The sequence below is a fragment of the Amycolatopsis ponsaeliensis genome (genome assembly GCF_030182635.1).
GTDB classification, from domain to species: Bacteria; Actinomycetota; Actinomycetes; order Mycobacteriales; family Pseudonocardiaceae; genus Amycolatopsis; species Amycolatopsis ponsaeliensis.
Map to the genome: position 1 here is coordinate 1 of NZ_JAPZLD010000085.1, position 16,557 is coordinate 16,557.

The following is a 16,557-nucleotide window of genomic DNA, read 5'->3' on the forward strand; positions in this document are numbered from 1 at the left end:
CGCCACCGTGGGGTGGCCACCCGATACGACAAACTCGCGGTTCGGTACGAGGCCACTGTCCAGATCGCCGCGATCAACGAATGGCTCTAACCGACTTCGATACAGGCCCTAGCGGCCGGCCATTCGCGGCCGGCACGACACCCTTCACGACGACGTTCCCCCGATCGGCATCCTCGGCACGCTCGCGGCTCCGGATGCCCTCTCGTCCTTTCGCTCGTGCTCTCGGCCACGCCCTTCTCGGGCGAACCGGCCTCGACCGGTGACCCGCTGCGGGTACCACCGCGCGATGATCGGGCAAACTGCCACCATCAGGCAGGAAGAACGCATTCCTTTTCACCCATCGTGGCCGGTTCGACAATTTCCTCACTCCAAGAGACCAGCGTCGTCCGGTTCGGCTTCCCCGCAGAGGGAGCGCCTTCCCGGCTTCCGAGATTCTCCGTTGTGCAGTTTTCGATCAGCCGTTCTTCGATCTCGTCCCCGGGCGCGCGGGCTCAGGCGAACACCAGTCGCAGCAAGGCACTCACGACCGCGGCGCCGATCATCGCGGTCAGGATGGACCGCTTGCCGGCCAGCAGGGCGACCCCGACGCCGACCCCCGCCAGTGCGGTGAGGGTCCGCGTCGAGGAGACCTCACCCGAGGCGGGCCACAGCAGCGTGACCACCAGACCGGCGATGAGGGCCGGGGTCGCGCAGGTCAGCGCGGTGCGCAGCCAGGTGGGCAGTTCGCGCCCACCCGCCGCCAGCGGTACCACCACGCGCAACGTGAGCGCGGTGGCGCCGAGCGCCAGCACGATGATCCACTGGTAGCTCATCGCCGCACCCCCAACGCCGTTCCGGCCACGGCACCGGCGGCTCCGGCCACCAGCACCGGGATCCCCGGGGGCGCCCAGGCGACCAGCGCACCCGCGGTGACGACGCCGAGGACCGCCAGGCCCCAGGCGCGCGCGGTCTTCAGGTGCGAGCGCAGCAGGCCGAGGAAGAACACCGGGTAGGCGGCGTCGAGCCCCAGCCGTCCCGGGTCGCCGATGGCGTCGCCGAGGAGGGCACCCAGCGCGGTCCCCGCGGTCCAGCCGCACAGGCACAGCGCGCCGGCGACCCGCAGGGTTCGCAGGTCGTAGCGCCCTTCGCCGCGGTGGGCGATCGCCCAGGACCCGTCGGTGATCAGCAGCGCCGTCCCCGCCCGCGACCAGGCGGACCCGGTCAGCGCGGGGGCGATCGTGGTGCCCATCAACAGGTAGCGGGCGTTGAGCGCGGCGGCCGCGCCGATGACGGCCCAGACCGAGCCGTGCTGGCCGATGACGGCGACCGCGCCGTACTGGGCGCTGCCGGAGAACACCAGCAGCGACATGGCGACCGGCGCCAGCACACCCATCCCGACCGAGGCCGCGAGCGCACCGAACGCCATGCCGTCGGCCAGGTCGGCCGCGGCCACCGGCAGCACCGGGCGCACGACCCGGCCCGGCGAACGGGGTTCGGCGGTGGTTTCGGTTTCGGTCACGATGCTCACCTCCTCGGACGTCGACACCACTGATGTTACCAGCACAGCCGAGTGTTGGTAACCGATGTGCGTGATCGTTCGCCATATCCGCAGGTAGATGACCCATGGCGGTAACCAACGACGGAACATGCTGGTAACATGAAGGGATGGTTCCTCGTCCCGCAGCACCAGCCCCGCTCGCCGTGGTGCAGACCTTGGTCAACACCCGCGAGCTCCTGGAGCACCGGGACGACCTGAGCACCCCGACCGGCCTGGTGGCGTGGGCGGAGTCCGAAGGACTGCCGTGCCCGGCCCGGCCGGCGGAGGCCGACCTGATCCGGATGCGCAGGTTCCGGGAGGCGCTGCGGCAATTGCTGGGCAGCGCCGAGGGCGTGCCGGGCGCGGTGAGCGTGCTCAACGGCGAACTGGCCCGGACCGGCACCCGTCCCCTCTTGCGGGCCGGACCACCGGCCGCGGAATTCATCGGCGACGCCACCACCCCCCTGGACACGGCGATCACCCGGGTGCTCGCGGCGGTGGTCACGACCAGCCTCGACGGTTCTCTACGCCGCCTGAAGACCTGCGCGGCGGAAGACTGCCTGTGGGCCTTCTACGACCGCTCCCCCAACGCGGTGAGCCGCTGGTGCGAGACATCGGTCTGCGGCGCCCGGCACAAGATGCGCGCCTACCGGGCCCGCCAGGCCGCGGGCCGCACGGATTAGGTCCTCACCGGTGCCGAGCGAGACCAGTTGAAAGCGTCAACGGGCAATTAGGTCAATGGGCCTCTGCCTGCGAGTTCAGCTCGTACCGGCGACGTGCCTCGGCGATATCGCCGACGTGCCGCTCGGCCCATTCCCGCACCGGGTTGAGCGCCTCGAACAATGACCTCCCGAGCGGGGTGAGCGAGTAGTCCACCCTCGGAGGTGTCACCGAGGGAGTCTCGACCCGGTCGATGATCCCGTCGTACTCCAGGGCACGCAGCGTCTCGGTCAGCGCCTTCGCGGTCACGCCCTCGACGACCTTCTTGAGCTCGGTGAACCGCATCGAACCCGCATCCAGGGCGTTGAGCACGGTCGGCACCCAGCGCGCACCGACCCGGTTGAGCACATCCCGGCTCGGGCACCGGGTGGCGAGCAGGTCGTGAGCGGCACCCATCGGCTGCCCCCTCTTGGTTTCGTTGAAGATACCGGCATCTCGAAGATACCTTCGCCCGAATGAGGGACCGGGCCGAAGGAGAATCCCCATGAATCTCGAACTGAAAGGCAAGACCGCCCTGGTCAGCGGCTCGTCATCCGGAATGGGCCTGGGCATCGCCGAGGTCCTGGCGTCCGAAGGCGCCGACGTCGTCATGACCGCCCGGCGCGAGGACGTGCTGGCCGGACACGCCGAGCGGATCGGGGCGCACGCGGTCCCGGCGGACCTGAGCCTGCCGGACGAGCCCGCGCGCGTCGTCGCGGAAACCGTGGAGCGGTTCGGCGGTCTCGACATCGTGCTGTGGAACAGCGGCGGGCCGCCCCCGAGCAGCGCACTCGGCTTGACGCCCGCGCACGTGGTCGAAGCCGCCGAGATGGTGCTGCTCCCGCTCGTCCGGCTCGTCCAAGCCGGCGTCCCGCATCTGCGCCGGAGTTCGAGCGGGCGGATCCTGGCCATCACGACGAACGGAGTCCGGGAGCCCACCCCGCGAATGGCCGCCTCCAACGCGGTCCGCCCCGGGATCCACGGGTACCTGAAGACCCTCGCCACCGAGCTGGGACCGGACGGCATTACCGTCAACATCCTGGCCCCTGGCCGGATCGCGACACCTCGCCGGGACGAGGTGTACCCGGACGGAGTGCCGCCGCACCTCACCGAGGAGATTCCCTTACGGCGCTGGGGAACCGTGCGGGAGTTCGCGGACGTCGCCGCGTTCCTGGCGTCGCCCCGGGCCTCGTACCTGACGGGCACGACCACCTACGTCGACGGCGGCCTGACGAGGAGCGCGTCATGACCGGAGTGAGCGTCGAAATCGCCCTCGCGCTGGTGCAAGCGGCCCGCGCGGAAGCGGCCGGGTTGGGCGTGCCGATGGCGATCGCGGTGGTCGACGACGGCGGCGCGCTCGTGGCCTTCGCCCGCGCGGACGGCACGCCGTTCCCGCTGACGGAGGTGGCGATCGGCAAGGCGTACACCGCAGCAGCCTTCGCGCGCCCGTCGGCCGAGGTCGCCGCGGTGTTCGACGGGCGGGTCCAGTTCACCGCCTCGATCAGCGTGGCCACCGGCGGGCGGGTGATGCTCGGCAAGGGCGGGGTGCCGATCGTCGAGGACGGGTCCGTCACCGGTGGGATCGGGGCGAGCGGCGGTACCGGGGACCAGGACCTCGCCGTCGTCGAGACCGCGGTCGCGGCGGTGGTCGGCCATTCGCGGGCGGCCGGTGAACTCTTTCGCCATCGCAAGCATTCCGGATAGCCTGGTGGTTCGACCGCCGAACAAAGGAGTCTCGTGACTTCAGCAGGGCACGCGCCGGACATTCTGTCACCGGAGTTCGCCGCCGATCCGTATACCGCGTACGACGTCATGCTCGAGCATTCGCCGGTGATCTGGCACGAAGGAATGCAGAGCTACGTCATTTCGCGCTACGACGACGTGTCTCGCGCATTCAAGGAGAGCGCATTCACCACCGACAACTACGGCTGGCAGCTGGAACCCGTGCACGGCCGGACGATCCTGCAGATGAGCGGCCGGGAGCACGCGGTCCGCCGCGCGCTGGTGGCGCCCGCCTTCCGGGGCAACGAGCTGGAGCAGAAGTTCCGCCCGGTGATCGAACGGAACTCCGCGCAGCTCATCGACGTCTTCCGCGGCCGCGGCTCGGCCGACATCGTCACCGACTACGCCCGCCACTTCCCGATCAACGTCATCGTCGACATGCTGGGGCTGGACCAGAACGACCACGCCCGGTTCCAGCGCTGGTACAGCGCGATCATCGCCTTCCTCGGCAACCTCAGCCAGGACGAGGACGTCGCCGCGGCCGGGCTCCGGACCCACGACGAACTCGCCGCGTACATGATCCCGGTCATCCGGGACCGCCGCGAAAACCCCGGCGACGACCTCCTTTCGGCGCTCTGCGCCGCCGAGGTGGACGGCACCAGCATGAGCGACGAAGACATCAAAGCCTTCTGCAGCCTGCTGCTGGCCGCCGGTGGCGAGACCACCGACAAGGCGATCGCCAGCCTGTTCCGGAATCTGCTGGCGCACCCCGACCAGCTCGACGCCGTGCGCGCCGACCGCACCCTGGTGCCGAAGGCGTTCGCCGAAACCCTGCGGCACACCCCGCCGGTGCACATGATCATGCGGCAGCCGGCGGAAGACATCGAGATCGGCGGCGAGAAGATCCCCGCCGGCAGCACGGTGACCTGCCTGATCGGCGCGGCCAACCGCGACCCGCGCCGGTTCGCGAACCCCGGTGCGTTCGACATCTTCCGCACGGACCTCCCGACCGAGACCGCGTTCTCGGCGGCGGCCAGTCACCTGTCCTTCGCGCTGGGCCGCCACTTCTGCGTCGGCGCGCTCCTGGCGAAGACCGAGATCGAGGTCGGCGTCAACCAGCTGCTCGACGCGATGCCGGACCTGCGGCTCGCCGAGGGCGCGGCCCCGGCCGAACGAGGCGTGTTCACCCGGGGACCGGAGTCACTGCGGGTGACGTTCACCCCGGCGTAGGCCGAGTTGCCCCGGCCGGCCACGCGGCCGGGGCTCGGACGACGGTCACCACACCGCCGGTCCGGCCACGTGGACCGGGGTGAAGTGGACCGGCAGGCTCTCCAGCCCCCGCATCCACACCGACGGCCGCCACACCAGTTCCCCGGCCGGGACCGCGAGCTCGAGGTCCGGAAGGCGATCCAGCAGGACTTCGACGGTCGTGCGGGCGATGACCTCGGCCACTTCCGGTGCGGGGTAAGGACAACCGTGCTCGCCGTGGCCGAACGACATGTGCGCGTGGTTGCCCAGGGCGCCCGCCGCCGCGTCGGGCCGGGCGTGCGGGTCGGCGTTCCCGGCCGCCAGCCCGAGCACCACCAGATCCCCTTGCCGCACACGGACTCCGCTGAGCACGGTGTCGCGGCTCGCGAAGCGCCCGATGAAGTTCTGCGTGGGCGTGTCGTGCCACAGCACCTCATTGAGGGCTTGGCCGACACTGCCCCGGCCACCTGAGAGCGTCATCGCGAACCGGCTGTCGGTCAGCATCAGCCGGATGGTGTTGCCGATCCAGTTCGCCGTCGGCTGCTGCGCCGCGGCGGTCACCACGAGCAGGTCCTGGACGACCTCGTCGTCGGTCAGGTTCGCCGGGTCCTGCATCATGGCCGTCGGCACGTCCGCGCCCGGCCGCTCGTGCTTCACCGCGACCAGCCGCGCCATCGCCTCCTGCACCCGCCCGTACGCGGGCAGCGCTTCGGGGCCGACGTCCAGCGACAGGGCCACGTCCCGCACCAGCGCGGGCGCCTCCGAGTCGGGCATGCCGTACATCTTCGCGAGCGCGAGCAGCGGCGCCTGCTGGGCGAACTGGGCGATCAGGTCGGCTTCGCCGGTGCCCGCGAAGGCGTCGATCAGCCGGTCCGCGATGCGTTCGCAGTGCGCGCTGAGGTCGAACTGGTCGACCGCGGACAGCGCGTCGCCGATCGCGCCCGCCCGGCGCCGGTGTTCGGCGGCCTCGGTGAACATCACCGACGGGTTGTGCATGACGTAGGGCAGCAGCGGCCAGTCGCCGGGGACGTTGTCCCACTGGTTCCACCGGCGGCTGTCGCGGGCGAACAGCTGCGAGTCCTGGCACACCTGGTGGATCTCGCGGTAGCCGGTCAGCAGCCACGCGGGGATGTCGCCGTCGAGCAGGACCGGGACGACCCCGCCGTACTGCCGCCGGATCCGGGCGTACAGCGCGGCGGGATCCTTCTGGAACTCGGGTCCGTACAACCGGACCCGGTCCGCGGCGGGGATCGTCTCCGCCGGGGTACTGGTCTGGAAACCGGTCACGATGCGCCCTCCCGGACTTTGGACAGGGTGTAGAGGTGGTCGACGAGCGAGATCAGCACCTGCTTGGCCGAGTCCCGGTCGCGGGCGTCGCAGTCGACGAGCGGCACCTCGTCGGACAGGTCGAGCGCGGCGCGGACGTCGTCGAGGCTGTGCTTCGGCGGGCCGAAGTTGTTGCGTGCCACGATGAACGGCGTCCCGTGGTGTTCGAGCCGGTCGATCGCGTACCACGAGTCGGCCAGCCGCCGCGCGTCCACCAGGACGACGGCGCCGAGGGTGCCGGCGAAGAGGCTGTCCCAGAGGAACCAGAACCGTTCCTGCCCCGGGGCGCCGAACAGGTAGAGGATCAGCTGGTCGTCGAGGCTGATCCGGCCGAAGTCGAACGCCACCGTGGTCGTCGTCTTGGCGTGCACCCCGCGGGTGCTGTCGACGCCGACCCCGGCCTGGGTCATGGTTTCTTCGGTGCTCAGCGGCCGGATCTCGCTGACCGACCGGACCATGGTCGTCTTCCCGACGCCGAAGCCGCCGACGATGACGATCTTCAGTCCGTCGGACGCGGTGTCGGCGAGCGGGAGCCGTTCGTCTGTTTCAGAGATTGCGGAGTCCAACGAGCACCTTCTTGAGGAATTCCGAGTCGGAGGTCCGTCCGGCGGCCTGGGCCGACGACGGATGTCGGGCGGACACCTTGCCCGTGGCCAGCAGGTCCGCGAGCAGAATCTTGGTCACACTCACCGGGAGCGCCAGCTCGGCCGACAGCTCCACGACGGACGTCGGCTTCGCGGTGATCCCGAGAATCCGGACGTGCTCGGACTGCATGCCCGCGGACGGCTCCGACTCCCTCACGATCAAGGTGACCAGATCGAGGTCGATGTCGTCCGCGCTGCTGCGCCCGCCCGTGACCGTGTAGAGCCGGTCCGGGTCTTCCCCGTCGAGCGCCGAGCGCGTCACGAAGCCGGGTTGTCGGCCGCCGAGAAGCGCGGCGGGGCGGTGAAGATCGAGCCGATCTGCTCCACCAGCTCGTCCATGTTGTGCCCGATCAGGCCGACGTCGGCGTCTTCCGTGGCGATCACGGCCAGGTGCGAGCCGACACCGGCTTCCACGATGAAGAGGATCCCGCCGTGGAACTCGGTCATCGAGTTCCGCACGCCGCCGGTGCCGTCGCCGAACTCGACCGACGCGCCGTGCGCCAGCGCCTGGACGCCGGCGGCGATCGCGGCCAGCTGGTCGGCGCGGTCGACGGTGAGCCCCTGGGTGTGGCAGAGCTTTAGGCCGTCCCGGGACAGCACGAGGGCGTGACAGGCGCCGGCGGTGTTGCCGACGAGGTTCTCGAGGAGCCATTCGAGGCTCTTGTCCGAATCAGTCATCGAATCCGGGGCCCGGCGAGGCGGGTCCCCCTGCTCCCATCTGGCGGTGTGCGGGTGTACGGGTGAGAGCGACGGGTCACGCGTCTTCGCCGGTGTCCGGCGGGGAAGCGGCGTGGCGCGACGGCGTGGCACCGCCGCTGCGGCGCTGCTGGAAGGCCCCGAACCGGGAACCGGAGTCACGCTCGGCCCGGGCGGGGCTCGGCGTGGGCGAAGGGGGCCGGCGCGACGCGGCGGTCAGCGTCTGCCCGCGCGAGCGTTTCGGCAGTTCGGACGGCTCGGACAGGTCGCCGGCGACTTCGTGGCTCGTGTCGGCGGGCCCGGGCCACACGACGGTGGCGGCCGGCTCGTCCGCCTCCGGCAGGGCTTCCGGCCGGGGCTGCGTGATCAGCTGCGTCGGGATGCGCATGACCACGCCGATCCCGCCGCGCGAAGAGGGCCGGAAGAACACGTGCAGCTGGTGCTTGCGCGCCAGGCTGCCCACGACCGCGAGCCCCAGCCGCGTCCCCGACATCGACGTCAGGTCGAGTGGCCGGTCGAGGGACACCGCGCGCTCGGCGCGGACGAGGGCCTGCGCCTTCATCCCGAGGCCGCCGTCTTCGATGGTGATGACTGCCCCATTGTGCAGATCTTCGACATAAACGTGCACTTCTTCCGACGGTGCCGAGAATTTGGTGGCATTGTCCATCAGTTCGGCAAGTGCGTGCATGACGTCTTCCGCGGCGTAGCCGACGACCGCGACCCCGCTCGCGGAATGCACCCGGACCCGCTGATAAGCGCCGATCCGGCCGAGTGCCCCGCGCAGGATGCTTTCCATCCGGATCGGTTTCGTCCACCGCCGGCCCGACCGCGCGCCGGTGAGCACGGCGATGCTGTCGGCCAGCCGCCCCGCCTGCGCCGTGCTGTGGTCCACTTTCAGGAGATCCCCGAGCATCGCGTCGGACGACCGGTTTTCCATTTCCCGCAGGTCCCCGAGCGTGCTGGTCGCCAGCGCCTGCAACCGGCCCGCGGCGTTCGCGCAGGCAGCGGTCGCGGCGGCCCGGCGACGTTCGCCGACGGCGATCTCGTCGACCAGCAGCCGCAGGACACGCTGGTGCTGGTCATCGGCGGGGCGCGGAACTTCGGCGAGCACGCTGTCCGCGGGCGCGCCACCCCGCAGCCGCCGCACCGCGTCGGGGACAGTCTCGTCGAGCAGCCGCGCCAGTTCGTGACCGCCGAACTGGACGGATTCACGGGCACGCCGGGCCTCGTCGAGGGCGGCTTCGGTCCGCGCGGTCGCGTTCGCGACCTGGTCACCCCGGCGCAGCGCGAAGAACACGGCGACGCAGGCGACGATCCCGGTGACCGCGCCGGCCACGGCGACGAGAATCCCCTGACCACCGGAAATCGACAGGGAGACCCCGGTCCAGATCGCGCCGACGACGACAGCGGTGACGAGCACCCCGATTACAGCCCGGCCGGCTGACTCGCGTTCTTCCCGGCGCTGTGCGGGCGGTCGTTCCGACATCCGCTCCACTTCCTCGAGTCCGATTGGAGCCCGAACACTACTCGGTTTGCCAACAGAGATCACGACTCGGTTTCGAAGTGCGGCGAACGGTCATCCTGGCCGGGTTGCCGGGCGGATAAAATCCGGATTACCACTCATGCGACCGGAAGGACCAACCCACGATTCATCGCAGGTCGGCGACCGATTGACTGTCCTTTGTGGAATTGTTTCGGCCACGACCGGGCGGCTGGCCGAGCACGGCACCCATCGCCATTTGCGCCGGAAAGGCCGCGCCCGGCGACCTGAAGGACTCAGGGCACTCTCCTACCCCACCCCCAGCCGCTCGAAAGTGAACGGCCGCAGCGCTTCCGGGCGCTCTCCGTCGAGGGCCCAGCTCGCCAGCGCCTCGCCGACCGCCGGGGCCAGTGCGAAGCCGTGGCCGCTCCAGCCCGTTCCGGCGAACACCGCGCCGTGGCCGGGCACCTTGTCGACCACCGGGATCAGGTCGATGGTGCTCGTGTCGGCGCGGCTGTTGTCGACCGCCAGCACCTCGGCGCCGGCCAGTGCCGGGATCGTCGCGGCCACGTCGGCCAGGGTGGCTCGCAGGACCGCCGGATCGGGCGTGCCCACTCCGCTCGCCGCGTCCCAGCCGCCCGGCCGACCGCCGGACAGCATCACCCGGCCCTCGTCGGTCAGCTTCACCGACAGCGAGCGCCGGGTGTGCCCGACCTGGTGGTTCAGGGCGAAACCCGGTGGTGGCGCGACGAACGTGACCTGCGTGGCCTTCTCCCACACCGGCAGGCTCAGGCCGAACGAGTCCGCGAGCAGCCGCGGCACCGCGCGGTTGGCCGCGAGGACCACCCCGCGCGTGACGCGCAGCTCGTCGCCCTCGGCCAGGCGCAGCGTGACCGAGCCGTCGGGGTGCGGGACCAGCCCGGTCACCGCCGTGTGCTCGAGGACGCGCGCGCCCAGTTCGGCGGCGGCCTTGGCGAACGCCCTCGTCGTCGCCGGGTGGTCGCCCGTGCCGTCTTCGGGGGTGAAGAGCGCGACCCGGATGTCGGCGGCGAGGCCCGGCTGCATTGCGTCCAGCTGTTCGCGGTCGACGATCGAACACGGGATCCCGGCCGCCTGCTGCGCTTGCGCCCGGGCGGGCAGGCTCTGCCAGCCCGAAACCCCGGCGACCTCGACGTCGTAGACGCTCAGCAGGCCGTTGCGCCGATAGCCCGTCGGCGCCCCGAGCAGCGAATCCAGCTCCGGCCAGAGCTCCATCGCGCGCCGCGCCAGCGGCAGTTCCCGCAGGTCCCGGCCCCCGGCCCGGACGCCCCGGCGACCGGGGCCGCCCGACGCGCCGGACGCGAGCTCGTCCGCTTCCAGCACAACGGTTTCCGCGCCGCGACGGGCGAGGTTCCACGCGGTGGCAGTGCCTGCGACACCACCCCCGATGACGGCGTACTCGACGGATTGCACGTGCGATTCCTCCCTTTCAGCGGACCCGCTCGAGGAAACGGCGGGTGCGGTCCTCACGCGGGGCGTCGAGGACCTGGCTCGCCGGCCCCCGTTCGACGATCCGGCCCTGGTCCATGAAGACGATCGTGTCGGCGACCTGGCGGGCGAACCCCATTTCGTGCGTGACGATGACCATCGTCATGTCGTCCGCGGCCAGGTCGCGCAGGACGTCGAGGACCTCGCCGACCAGTTCGGGGTCCAGCGCGCTGGTGGGTTCGTCGAACAGCATGAGCTTCGGTTTCATGCACAGGGCTCGTGCGATCGCGACGCGCTGCTGCTGCCCGCCGGACAGCTGCGCCGGGTAGCTCTCGCGCTTGTCGGACAGCCCGACTTTCGCGAGCAGCCCGTCGGCGCGCTCGACGGCCTCGCGCCGCGGCACGCCGAGGACGCGGACCGGCGCTTCGATCAGGTTCTGCAGCACCGTGAAGTGGGAGAACAGGTTGAACTGCTGGAACACCATCCCGATGTCCCGGCGGGCGCGACGGGCTTGGCGTGGCGTCGTCTCCTGCAGGTCGTCGCCGGCCCACCGGTAGCCGACCAGGCCGCCGTCCACGAGGATCGAGCCCGCCTGGATCTTCTCCAGGTTGTTGATGCACCGCAGCAACGTGCTCTTCCCGGATCCCGAAGGACCGATCAGGCAGACGACCTCGCCCGGCCGGACGACCAGGTCGACCTCGCGCAGGACGTGCAGGGCGCCGTACCGCTTGTGCACGCTCCGGATCTCGATCGCCGACGTGGTCACAGGCCAGCCTCCCCGCGGTTGAAGTGCCGTTCGATGCGTCGCTGGGCAACGGTGAGCAGAGCGGTGATGACGAGGTACCAGAACGTCACGACCAGGAGCAGCGGGATCGTCTCGTAGGTCCGCGCGTAGATGATCTGGGCGCTGTAGAGGAGTTCCGGCATCGCGATGACGCTGACGATCGACGTCGTCTTGACCACGTTGACGAACTGGTTGGTCAACGGCGGGACGATCGCCCGCATGGCCTGCGGCAGCACGATGCGGCGCAGGGCCAGCATTCCCGGCATCCCCAGCGCCTCGGCCGCTTCGCGCTGACCACGCCCCACGGAGATCAGCCCGGCGCGGAAGATCTCCGCGCAGTACGCCGATTCGTGCAGGGTGAGCCCGATGATCGCGGCTCCGGCCACCGTGATGACGGTGTTCGTGTCCACCGAGACCAGGTTCCCGAGGGAAAGCTGGGGATACAGCGCGGCCAGGTTGTAGAGCAGGAGCAGCAGCACGAGCAGCGGAGTCGCGCGGAAGACCCAGACGTACGCGCCCGCCGCCGTCGTCAGCACCTTGTTCGCGGACTGGCGCATCATCGCCAGGACGACCCCGAGGACGATCGACAGCGCCATCGAGATCACCGCCAGTTCGACGGTGTGCCCCAGCCCGAGCAGGAGCGATGGGCTGAAGAGGTAGTGCCCGAACGCCGGCCAGGAGAAGTTCTCGTTCGTGAAGGCGGAGGTGAGGACGAGCGCGACGAGGACCGCGGCGACCGCGCCGGCGATCCACGTGCCGTACTTCTTGCGGCCGAGGATGCGGGCCGGGAGCCGCGTTTCCGTGCCGCGGTCGAGGGAAACCATGCTCAGGACCGTCCTTTCAGGATCTCCGTCGTGTCGAGGTGGTTCTCCTGGAGGCCCCACTTGGCCAGGATCGCGCGGTAGGTGCCGTCGGCCATCAGGCGGCGCACGGCTTCGTGGACGGCGCCGGTCAGCGGCGAGTCCCGCTTGAGCCCCAGCGCCACGATCGCCCGCTTGTACCGCCCGGCCAGCCGGAACAGGTCCGGCGACCGGCTCGCGACGTACTGCGTCAGCGAGATGGAGAAGTACAGGACGTCGATGCGGCTGCTGCGCAGGGCGAGCACCGCGGCGTTGCCGTTGGGGAACAAGCTGACCCGCCAAGCGGGCCGCCCGGCCTCGGCGCAGGTGTCGCCTGCCTGGTCCAGCTGTCCTTGCTGGACCGACCCGACCACGACGCCGACCTCGCGGCCGCACAGGTCGGCGTAGGTGTTCACCGCGAAGTTCGTGCGGTGGCTCGCGAGGAAGCCCTGTCCGCCGTTGTAGTAGGTGACGAAGTCGGCTTTCTTCCGCCGCTCGTCGGTCGGGCTGAGCGAGGCGAGCACCAGGTCGTAGCGTCCGGCGGCGAGCCCGGGCACGACCGCGTCGATGTTGGTGGGGACCGGGTCGGTGCCGACGCAGAAGACGTCGGCGATGGCCTGGCTCAGGTCGCGGTCGAAGCCGACGATCGTCGCGTCGTCCTCGGCGTAGTAGGCCATCGGCGGCGTGTCCGGCACCATCGCGACCTGGAACGCGCCGCGTCCGCGGACGGGCGCGGGGAGGGCCGCGGTCATCGCCGGGTCGCAGCGGCCGTGGGGCCGGGTGACCAGTGCGGGGTCGGCGGCGCCCGCCGAGCCGAGCCCGCAGCCGGTCGAAGTCAGGATCGGGACCAGTATCGCCGCGAGCAACCGGCGTGTCCGTGGCATGTCACTACCTCCGCCCATCAGGGTGATGTAGTGTGTACTTCATGAAATCGAGAATGTCTAGTGGGGACTAGATGGAACCCACGCTCACGAAACGCATCGCCCAGGTCCGTGACCAGCTGAGCGCCGGCGGGCTCCGGGTGGTCGACTTCTTCGCCCGCCACCCCGCCGAAGCGTCGGTCTTCTCGGCGCAGGAGATCGCGCGGCGCGCGGAGGTCAGCGACGCGACGGTCATCCGGACGGTCAAGCAGCTGGGCTTCGGCGGCCTCGGCGAACTGCGCCGCGCGGCCGCGGCGGTGCTCAACCCGGTCCGCGACCCGGAACAGACCCTCGCCGACCACCTGACCCGGTCCGACGACGGCGGCCAGCTGCTGGCCAAGATCAGCCTGGACGCGGCCGAGCTCGTCCGGGCCCTCCCCCGGTCGGTCCCCTCGGAGACGTTCGAAGTGGCGGCCGCCACCCTCGCCGCGGCGGCGAACACGCTGGTCGTCGGCTACGGATCGGCGCTGCCGGTGGCCGATTCGCTGGCACTGGGACTGCGCCGCATCGGCCGGATCGCGACGGTGACCGGCCTGACCGGCTACAACTTCGCCGACGAGCTCGGCCAGCTGCGGCCGGACTCCGCGCTGGTGCTGGTGGCACCGCTGCGCCACGTGCGCGAACACGACGTGGCGATCAGCGAGGCCCTCCGGATCGGCTGCCCGGTCGTGCTGATCACCGAGATGCTGGCCAGCCACTTCGCGGACCGGGTGGACACGGTGCTCGTGACGCCGTCGACGGAGAACTCGCTGCCCAGCGGCCTGGTGTGCCAGCTCCTCCTCGTGGACGCGCTGCTCCTGGCGGTGTCGGCCGCCGACCCGGCCCGCGCCCTGGACGGCTGGAAGGCCACGAACCGGCTGCGGACGGAACTCGTCGAAGGGAGCCTCGATGTGCCGCTGACCCCGTCGATCGCGGCGAAGTTCTCCTTGCCGGGCAACGGAACCGACGGGAGCTGAGGTCGAGCGTCACCGCAGCTTCGTCGGCGGGGTGGTGCCCGTCCGTTCGTCGCCGTAGCTCAGCCAGGCCCCGATCGGGGCGCGCTGCCCCACGCCCGGACGGCTGTAGTCGCAGACGCCGTCGGGGAACGCCGCCCGCAGCCGCTTCCGGTCCGCGGCGGTGAAAGCGACCGGGTAGTCGCGGAAGTCCAGCGGCTTCAGCCGGCACTTCAGCACATCGAGGGCCAGGCTCTCCCCCGCGACCATCCGGGTGTTGGCCGCCACCGGGTACTGCGCGCCGCACTGGCCGCTCGCCGGGTACGTCAGCTTCTCGGTGACCCGCGACGCGGCGGAGAGGTAACAGCCGTCGCCGAGATCGGCCGGCCGGTTCGCCAGCACCTTCTGCTGGAGGCTCCGGTGTGATCCGTCGGCGTCGATCGCGGTCAGCCAGCGGTCCATCGCGTCGAGCTCGTAGATGCTGGCGGCAGCGGCTTCGCCCGCGGTCGGGTGGTTTTCGATGATGACCTGGTTCGCCGCGGTGCCGTTCGCCCGCAGAAGCCGTTGCCGCATCACGTAAGACCACTCGGTGGTGTGGATGTCGTTGCCGAACCCGGCGAGGTCCAGATCGGTCCGCTGGTCGATGATCGGCGTTTCCCGCAAGCCCTGCGACGCCGAGTTCACGAGCCCGTCGGCGTACACCGCGTTCAGCGCCTTCGGGTCGGCCGCGATCCGCTGCGGCGCGGGCTTTCCGGTGTAGTCGAGGCCGCCGATGGCGGCGTTGAGGTCGGCGAACTGCGCCGCGGTGATCGTCCCGGCCTTCAGCGCGGCCAGGCCGTACTGCACGCCGGTGGTGTCCAGCGGGCTGCGCACGAACCCGGTCTTCGGGTCCCGGCCGATCTGGTTGGCCAGCTGCTCGTTCGAGTTGCACTTCACCCCGCGCGGGTTGGTGACCGGATCCCACCGCGCGGCGACCGGGATGGCCGCGTTGCAGCTGTCGGTCGCGGTGGCGCGGCTGGCGAAGGTCTGGTCCCACGAGACGCAGGTGTCGTAGCTTGCGAAGCCCGCGACGGCTTGCTTCTGCGCCGCGGTGAACGACGCGCCCGGCCCGGCGAAGTACCGGTCGAGCAGGCGGCAGTCCGACACCGGGCCGCCCACGCTCAGCGGGTCCGGGAACGAGACGCCGGGGATGATGCCGTCGACGATGCCGGGGTAGTTCTCGGCGATGTCGTACTGCTGGATCGCCCCGCCCGAGCCACCCCAGCCGATGGTGTGCGCGACCGGGCCGTAGGTCTCGACGAAGTGTTCCTTGACCATCATCGCCGCTTCGGCCGAGATGATCGGGCTGCAGTTGTTGTCGAGCACGTTCAGGCTCGACGACGCGACGGCGTAGCCCTGGGTCAGGAACAGGTCGTTGACGACCCCGCCGGTCGCGTTGCCCTGGTGGTAGCCCGCGTTGCAGCCGCCGCCGAAGGTGTAGACGAGCTTCCCGTTCCAGCTCTTGTCCGGCGTGACCGGCGACGGCGCGCCGTCGTAGAGCGCCGCCAGCTCGTAGACGGCCCGGTCGATCGTGCCGCGCTCGACGCGCACCACGTACGGCACCGGGTGTCCGTCGACCGTGGCCGTCGCGAGGTCCGCGGGCCGGGTCGCCGGGTCCGCCAGCGGCGCGAACGCCCCGGCGGTGGTCTTGTACTGGTAGCTCACCTGGGTCGGCGCGCTGCAGAGCGGCTGCGACGCGGCGGGCAGGCCGAACGCCTGGGTCTCGCAGTAGAACGGGCGCTGCTGCGAGCCGGAGAAGACGGGCCCGGTGATCGGGTGGTTGGTGACGCGCAGGTTCGCCCGCCGGTCCGGGCCGCGCCCGCTCGCCCGGGCGCTCAGGTCGTTGGCGCCGTCGCGCAGGCCGGTCACCAGGCCGAGCAGGCTGCCGTCCGGCTGGGCGCGGAAGTTCGAGGTGACGTCGTGGCCGTTGGTGCTGACGGTGACCCGCGTCCGCTCCGGCGGGACGACCTTGACCAGGACCTGTCCCCCGCTGACGAGCGCGGGCCGCGGGTTCGACACCGTCTCGATCGTCAGCTGCCGCCCTGGTGAAGCACCGGGAGCGGCCACCGCGCTCGCGGTCCCCAGCAAGAGGACGGGCGCGGTCAGGGCCGCCACGACGACAGATGAGCGCAAAGTACGGTTTGCCACCAGCCACTCCGCTCGCTTGTGGCATCGCGTCCTCGCGACACCGCGCAGGTGCCGGTATAGCACCTGCGGCCCGGCGGGAACAACATCCGGTTCCGGG

18 protein-coding genes are annotated in these 16,557 nt (G+C 70.8%); 5 read left to right on the plus strand and 13 right to left on the minus strand.

Features of this window, described 5'->3' with window-relative positions:
- Positions 1 to 491: 491 nt before the first annotated feature.
- Together QQ657_RS54160 and QQ657_RS54165 are read right to left on the minus strand one after the other, a co-directional pair.
- On the minus strand, positions 492 to 812 hold the full coding sequence (locus QQ657_RS54160; protein ID WP_284750312.1) for an AzlD domain-containing protein: 321 nt from the start codon (positions 810 to 812) through the stop codon (positions 492 to 494).
- Positions 809 to 1,498 (minus strand): AzlC family ABC transporter permease, encoded by a 690-nt coding sequence (locus QQ657_RS54165; protein ID WP_284750313.1) that lies wholly within the window; start codon positions 1,496 to 1,498, stop codon positions 809 to 811. Before QQ657_RS54165 ends, QQ657_RS54160 begins: the two co-directional genes overlap by 4 nt.
- A gap of 146 nt (positions 1,499 to 1,644) precedes the next feature.
- Here QQ657_RS54165 and QQ657_RS54170 point away from each other — a divergent pair, with 146 nt between their 5' ends.
- Positions 1,645 to 2,199: a CGNR zinc finger domain-containing protein gene (locus tag QQ657_RS54170; protein ID WP_284750314.1), complete on the plus strand. Its 555-nt coding sequence runs from the start codon at positions 1,645 to 1,647 to the stop codon at positions 2,197 to 2,199.
- 52 nt (positions 2,200 to 2,251) lie between these two features.
- On the opposite strand, the gene QQ657_RS54175 is transcribed toward QQ657_RS54170, so the two are convergent.
- Entirely contained in the window at positions 2,252 to 2,632 is a 381-nt protein-coding gene (locus QQ657_RS54175; protein ID WP_284750315.1) for a winged helix-turn-helix transcriptional regulator, read from the minus strand.
- A gap of 88 nt (positions 2,633 to 2,720) precedes the next feature.
- Here QQ657_RS54175 and QQ657_RS54180 point away from each other — a divergent pair, with 88 nt between their 5' ends.
- The 3 genes from QQ657_RS54180 to QQ657_RS54190 are packed head-to-tail and all read left to right on the plus strand — an operon-like array spanning position 2,721 to position 5,167.
- Positions 2,721 to 3,464: an SDR family oxidoreductase gene (locus QQ657_RS54180; RefSeq protein ID WP_284750316.1), complete on the plus strand. Its 744-nt coding sequence runs from the start codon at positions 2,721 to 2,723 to the stop codon at positions 3,462 to 3,464.
- A complete protein-coding gene (locus QQ657_RS54185) occupies positions 3,461 to 3,919 on the plus strand; it encodes a GlcG/HbpS family heme-binding protein (protein WP_284750317.1) in 459 nt (152 codons plus the stop codon). The genes QQ657_RS54180 and QQ657_RS54185 overlap by 4 nt, the downstream gene beginning before the upstream one ends.
- Positions 3,920 to 3,952: 33 nt before the next feature.
- Positions 3,953 to 5,167, plus strand: coding sequence for a cytochrome P450 (locus QQ657_RS54190; protein ID WP_284750318.1), 1,215 nt, complete (start codon positions 3,953 to 3,955; stop codon positions 5,165 to 5,167).
- Between the two features lie 45 nt (positions 5,168 to 5,212).
- Here QQ657_RS54190 and QQ657_RS54195 read toward each other — a convergent pair whose 3' ends face one another.
- The 9 genes from QQ657_RS54195 to QQ657_RS54235 form a co-directional block, all read right to left on the minus strand.
- Positions 5,213 to 6,472, minus strand: a complete 1,260-nt coding sequence (locus QQ657_RS54195) for a cytochrome P450 (RefSeq protein ID WP_284750319.1) — start codon at positions 6,470 to 6,472, stop codon at positions 5,213 to 5,215.
- Positions 6,469 to 7,077, minus strand: a complete 609-nt coding sequence (locus QQ657_RS54200) for a GTP-binding protein (RefSeq protein WP_284750320.1) — start codon at positions 7,075 to 7,077, stop codon at positions 6,469 to 6,471. The genes QQ657_RS54195 and QQ657_RS54200 overlap by 4 nt, the downstream gene beginning before the upstream one ends.
- Positions 7,058 to 7,417, minus strand: a complete 360-nt coding sequence (locus QQ657_RS54205; protein ID WP_284750321.1) for a DUF742 domain-containing protein — start codon at positions 7,415 to 7,417, stop codon at positions 7,058 to 7,060. Before QQ657_RS54205 ends, QQ657_RS54200 begins: the two co-directional genes overlap by 20 nt.
- Positions 7,414 to 7,833, minus strand: a complete 420-nt coding sequence (locus QQ657_RS54210) for a roadblock/LC7 domain-containing protein (RefSeq protein ID WP_284750322.1) — start codon at positions 7,831 to 7,833, stop codon at positions 7,414 to 7,416. The genes QQ657_RS54205 and QQ657_RS54210 overlap by 4 nt, the downstream gene beginning before the upstream one ends.
- Before the next feature lie 76 nt (positions 7,834 to 7,909).
- Positions 7,910 to 9,277: a sensor histidine kinase gene (locus tag QQ657_RS54215; protein WP_284750340.1), complete on the minus strand. Its 1,368-nt coding sequence runs from the start codon at positions 9,275 to 9,277 to the stop codon at positions 7,910 to 7,912.
- A 363-nt stretch (positions 9,278 to 9,640) separates the two neighbouring features.
- Positions 9,641 to 10,783, minus strand: a complete 1,143-nt coding sequence (locus tag QQ657_RS54220; protein ID WP_284750323.1) for an NAD(P)/FAD-dependent oxidoreductase — start codon at positions 10,781 to 10,783, stop codon at positions 9,641 to 9,643.
- Positions 10,784 to 10,799: 16 nt separating this feature from the next.
- Complete coding sequence (locus QQ657_RS54225) at positions 10,800 to 11,564, minus strand: amino acid ABC transporter ATP-binding protein (protein ID WP_284750324.1); 765 nt, start codon at positions 11,562 to 11,564, stop codon at positions 10,800 to 10,802.
- The gene (locus tag QQ657_RS54230) at positions 11,561 to 12,406 is read right to left on the minus strand and encodes an amino acid ABC transporter permease (protein ID WP_284750325.1); all 846 of its coding nucleotides are present in this window, start codon (positions 12,404 to 12,406) and stop codon (positions 11,561 to 11,563) included. Before QQ657_RS54230 ends, QQ657_RS54225 begins: the two co-directional genes overlap by 4 nt.
- A 2-nt stretch (positions 12,407 to 12,408) precedes the next feature.
- Positions 12,409 to 13,305, minus strand: coding sequence for a transporter substrate-binding domain-containing protein (locus QQ657_RS54235; RefSeq protein WP_284750326.1), 897 nt, complete (start codon positions 13,303 to 13,305; stop codon positions 12,409 to 12,411).
- Positions 13,306 to 13,376: 71 nt separating this feature from the next.
- Here QQ657_RS54235 and QQ657_RS54240 point away from each other — a divergent pair, with 71 nt between their 5' ends.
- Positions 13,377 to 14,297 carry a MurR/RpiR family transcriptional regulator gene (locus QQ657_RS54240; RefSeq protein ID WP_284750327.1) on the plus strand — a complete coding sequence of 307 codons (921 nt, stop codon included), beginning with the start codon at positions 13,377 to 13,379 and terminating at the stop codon, positions 14,295 to 14,297.
- A 9-nt stretch (positions 14,298 to 14,306) separates the two neighbouring features.
- On the opposite strand, the gene QQ657_RS54245 is transcribed toward QQ657_RS54240, so the two are convergent.
- Positions 14,307 to 16,427, minus strand: a complete 2,121-nt coding sequence (locus tag QQ657_RS54245) for a DUF6351 family protein (protein WP_284750328.1) — start codon at positions 16,425 to 16,427, stop codon at positions 14,307 to 14,309.
- Between the last annotated feature and the right edge of the window lie 130 nt (positions 16,428 to 16,557).

Excerpts from the sequence above, each read along its gene's own strand:
- QQ657_RS54160 (WP_284750312.1), bottom strand. The coding sequence starts at position 812 with ATGAGCTACCAGTGGATCATCGTGCTGGCGCTCGGCGCCACCGCGCTC.
- QQ657_RS54170 (WP_284750314.1), top strand. The coding sequence starts at position 1,645 with ATGGTTCCTCGTCCCGCAGCACCAGCCCCGCTCGCCGTGGTGCAGACC.
- QQ657_RS54175 (WP_284750315.1), bottom strand. The coding sequence starts at position 2,632 with ATGGGTGCCGCTCACGACCTGCTCGCCACCCGGTGCCCGAGCCGGGAT.
- QQ657_RS54180 (WP_284750316.1), top strand. The coding sequence starts at position 2,721 with ATGAATCTCGAACTGAAAGGCAAGACCGCCCTGGTCAGCGGCTCGTCA.
- QQ657_RS54185 (WP_284750317.1), top strand. The coding sequence starts at position 3,461 with ATGACCGGAGTGAGCGTCGAAATCGCCCTCGCGCTGGTGCAAGCGGCC.
- QQ657_RS54210 (WP_284750322.1), bottom strand. The coding sequence starts at position 7,833 with ATGACTGATTCGGACAAGAGCCTCGAATGGCTCCTCGAGAACCTCGTC.
- QQ657_RS54230 (WP_284750325.1), bottom strand. The coding sequence starts at position 12,406 with ATGGTTTCCCTCGACCGCGGCACGGAAACGCGGCTCCCGGCCCGCATC.
- QQ657_RS54235 (WP_284750326.1), bottom strand. The coding sequence starts at position 13,305 with ATGCCACGGACACGCCGGTTGCTCGCGGCGATACTGGTCCCGATCCTG.
- QQ657_RS54240 (WP_284750327.1), top strand. The coding sequence starts at position 13,377 with ATGGAACCCACGCTCACGAAACGCATCGCCCAGGTCCGTGACCAGCTG.